This window comes from Candidatus Cloacimonadota bacterium (assembly GCA_011372345.1).
Taxonomy (GTDB): domain Bacteria; phylum Cloacimonadota; class Cloacimonadia; order Cloacimonadales; family TCS61; genus DRTC01.
In genome coordinates, this window is record DRTC01000022.1 from 1 (window position 1) to 3170 (window position 3170).

Sequence of the window (3170 nt, forward strand, 5' to 3'; positions counted from 1 at the left end):
AATTAGCTTTTATTTTGTCATAGATAAACCTGTCGAGAAAAATTTCAGTCCAATTTGCTTTCATCATGAATCGGGCTGCAACATTAACAGCCATTCCCAGAGCAGTATATTCTCCTCTTTTTTCACTTCCGATAAAGCCCGTGAAAGCTGTTCCAAAACTTAATCCGATCCTGCAATAGAATCCTTTTGTTCTTATAACTTCCAACGCAAAATCGCAGGCTCTGATCTCCATTTGCTCTTTTGAGATCGGAGCTCCAAAAAGAATAAGGATAACTCCGCCTTTATCACTGAAGTCGATCTTGTTGAAATAGCCGCCGTATTCATTGCTCAATTGAATGATCCTGCTTAAATGAAGATGGAAATTCTCTTTCTGTTGAAACGAAAGAAAGCAGGAAATAACGCTTCTGAACTCTCCTTTCGATTTAAGATATAATATTGAATCAGGAATAAAAGGCTGTAATTCTTTTTGGGTCAGTTTGATTTTTTGGGTTTCGATTACAAGGTTAGCAGGAACGGAATTTACAATATAATAACCGATACTTTTTTCACTGAATTTTCCTTTGGACAGCTTCTTCAAAGTATTGTCGATAATTATCTCTCCCACGCTGCAAAGATGTTCACATTTCGTTGCCCGGTAAATCGTTTTTCCTCTGAAATAATAACTATTCATATCTGCTGTCTGGATAATTTTCCATTCTACTTCTCCCAGAGAAAGTCCGATTTTAATTTGCAGCTCGAAAATTCCGAACCTGGTCTTCTGGATTCCGATCTGCTGGAATATTTTCTGGATCTCGACAGCAGCATAAATTGCTGAATCGACATCTACACGATCATTTGGAAAAATCGAAGTAAAAGCATCTCCAGCAAAAGTGGAAATAAAACCTTTATTTTGATAGATTATGTCTATCGAAGGAGTAAAAATCCTGTTGATGATCTCCGTTAATATTTCCGCACCTTCATCTCCATTTCTCATCAAACTCTGGGTCATAGCGGTAAAACCGGAAATATCGATGAACATGGTAGCGGCTTCGAGATGTCCTTCGAGTCTTTTTTCTTTATGATTTTTAACAATATATTGAGGAATTAGATTTATCATTTATAACCTCGCAAACATTTCATTTTATTCAATAAATTTCAAATAAATATTACTCCGGATATGTCAAATTATTTGTGAAAGAAAAAGGACAGAATAATTTCTGTCCTTTTTTAGTTCAACTTATTCTTCCTGACTGGACTTCATTGAGCAGCAGTTGAAATTCCTGTTATAATCGCCTCAATTCCAATTTCACTACGCTCTTCAAGACTCAAGTTCCTTAATTCACCGCCGTCACATAATAAAACTTCTTCATATCCGCAGATTCGCTCCAGCTTGTATCAGTTCCATCGTATTCTAAAGCATTAAAATCTCCGTAAGGATCTGTATCGGAATAAACTTTGTAGGAAGTTGCCAGCGGCACATCATCCCAATCGAGATTCACATTTCCTGAAACAATAGTTATTGTAACAACCGGAGAATCTAAAAAGATTGGATATTCCGTATCGTGAGCAGCATTTGTCCAGGGCGTATAATCGACCAATCCTAAACTGCCGTTGTCATTCTGGTCGTAAATGCTGTTATTGATGTACGCATAATCGACACTTCCCCAATAAATGTATTCAGCGGTGATGTCATTAGTTGTGTTGTTGTAAAACTCGTAACTCGCATTTCCGTAAATATCATTCCATTCGGAAAGATTGGTGCCGAAAATCGCCGAACTTGATCCTTCCAAATATATCCCATACCCCGAATTATTAATTACGCTACTATTGGTTAATGAGGGCGTAGAAGGATATGCCCCGCCATTAGTGCAATAAATCCCGCTTTCTGCATTATTTTGGATTGTGGTGGAAGTAATTGCCGGACTACAACTCCTATAAAGATAAACTCCGTTAGATGCCCCGTTTTCAATCGTGCAATTTGTAGGATTGAAATAACCTCCTGCCAAATCTAAAAATATACTGCCGTAATGAGTGCTTCCCCAGAGAGCACCTCCGTAACTGACATCACAATAATCGAAAACGCAGGGAGCATCCGGACCATAAACATAGATGGATTTCCAATCACCGGGTGAAGGTGATGGTTGATTGGAAGTAAAAGTGATATGATTTGCGGCATCACCGTCGGCAATCAAAGTTCCGTTCACCGTAAAAGTATAATTGCTCGCAAATTTCATCGTATTTCCGGCTTCAATAGTTAAAGTTTCTCCATCCGGAATAGTTAAATTGCCTCCGATCACATAAGGAACTCCTAAATTGTTCCAGGTGCCGGTATTAACATCATCTGCCTGCAGAAAGACGGCATTCGGATCATTTCCGCTAAATGCCATCGGAGCGGAAATATCTTTGGCATTGTCCGCCAATAAATATAGCGGGTAACTGCCGTTATTCATAACATTACAGTTTGAAAAAGACGGATAAGGCGGATATCCGGAAGAAACGGAATAAACTCCGTAAGTGCCGTTATAGGTAATATCGCAGGAAGTAAAAGCCGGATTTGAATATTCCCTGACCTTAACACCGTTAGACAGACTATGTGAAATCGTGCAGTTGGTGAAATTTACATAACTTCCACACCACTGCAAAAGAATGTTTCCTCTCGATGAACCGCTATGGACTGCTCCGGCATAACTTATATCACAATAATCGAGAATACAGGGATTATCCGGTGCATAGAAATGGATGAATTTCCAAAATCCGGGAGTGGGTACCGATTGATTGGAAGTAAAAGTTATATGATTAGCAGCATCACCATCAGCAAGCAAAGTTCCGTTCACAGTAAAGATATAATTGCCAGCAAATTTCAGAGTATTTCCGGCTTCGATAGTTAATGTTTCTCCATCCGGAATTTCCATATTTCCACCCACTACATAAGGAATCCCAAAATTTGTCCAGGTGCCGGTATTAATGTCATCTGCCTGGAGATAGATCTTGTTGTAAGCATTTCCGGTAAAGGTCATGGGAGTGGAAATATCTTTTGCATTATCGGCATACAGATAAAGCGGATAGCTGCCGTTATCCGAAATATTACAATCTGAAAATGAAGGATAAGGTGCATAAGTAACTCCGGTAGTATTTACACAATAAACTCCGTAACTTCCATTATTGGTTATATTACATGAACTAAAAACCGG

The 3170-nt window shown here is 38.8% G+C and carries 2 protein-coding genes; both read right to left on the reverse strand.

Going from position 1 to position 3170, the window contains the following annotated elements; translation table 11 throughout:
• Nucleotides 1–1096 (reverse strand): adenylate/guanylate cyclase domain-containing protein (locus ENL20_00430; protein HHE37027.1); only part of this gene is annotated, 1096 nt, incomplete at its 3' end.
• Between the two features lie 217 nt (nt 1097–1313).
• The coding region (locus ENL20_00435) for a right-handed parallel beta-helix repeat-containing protein (GenBank protein HHE37028.1) at nt 1314–3170 on the reverse strand (1857 nt) is incomplete at its 5' end.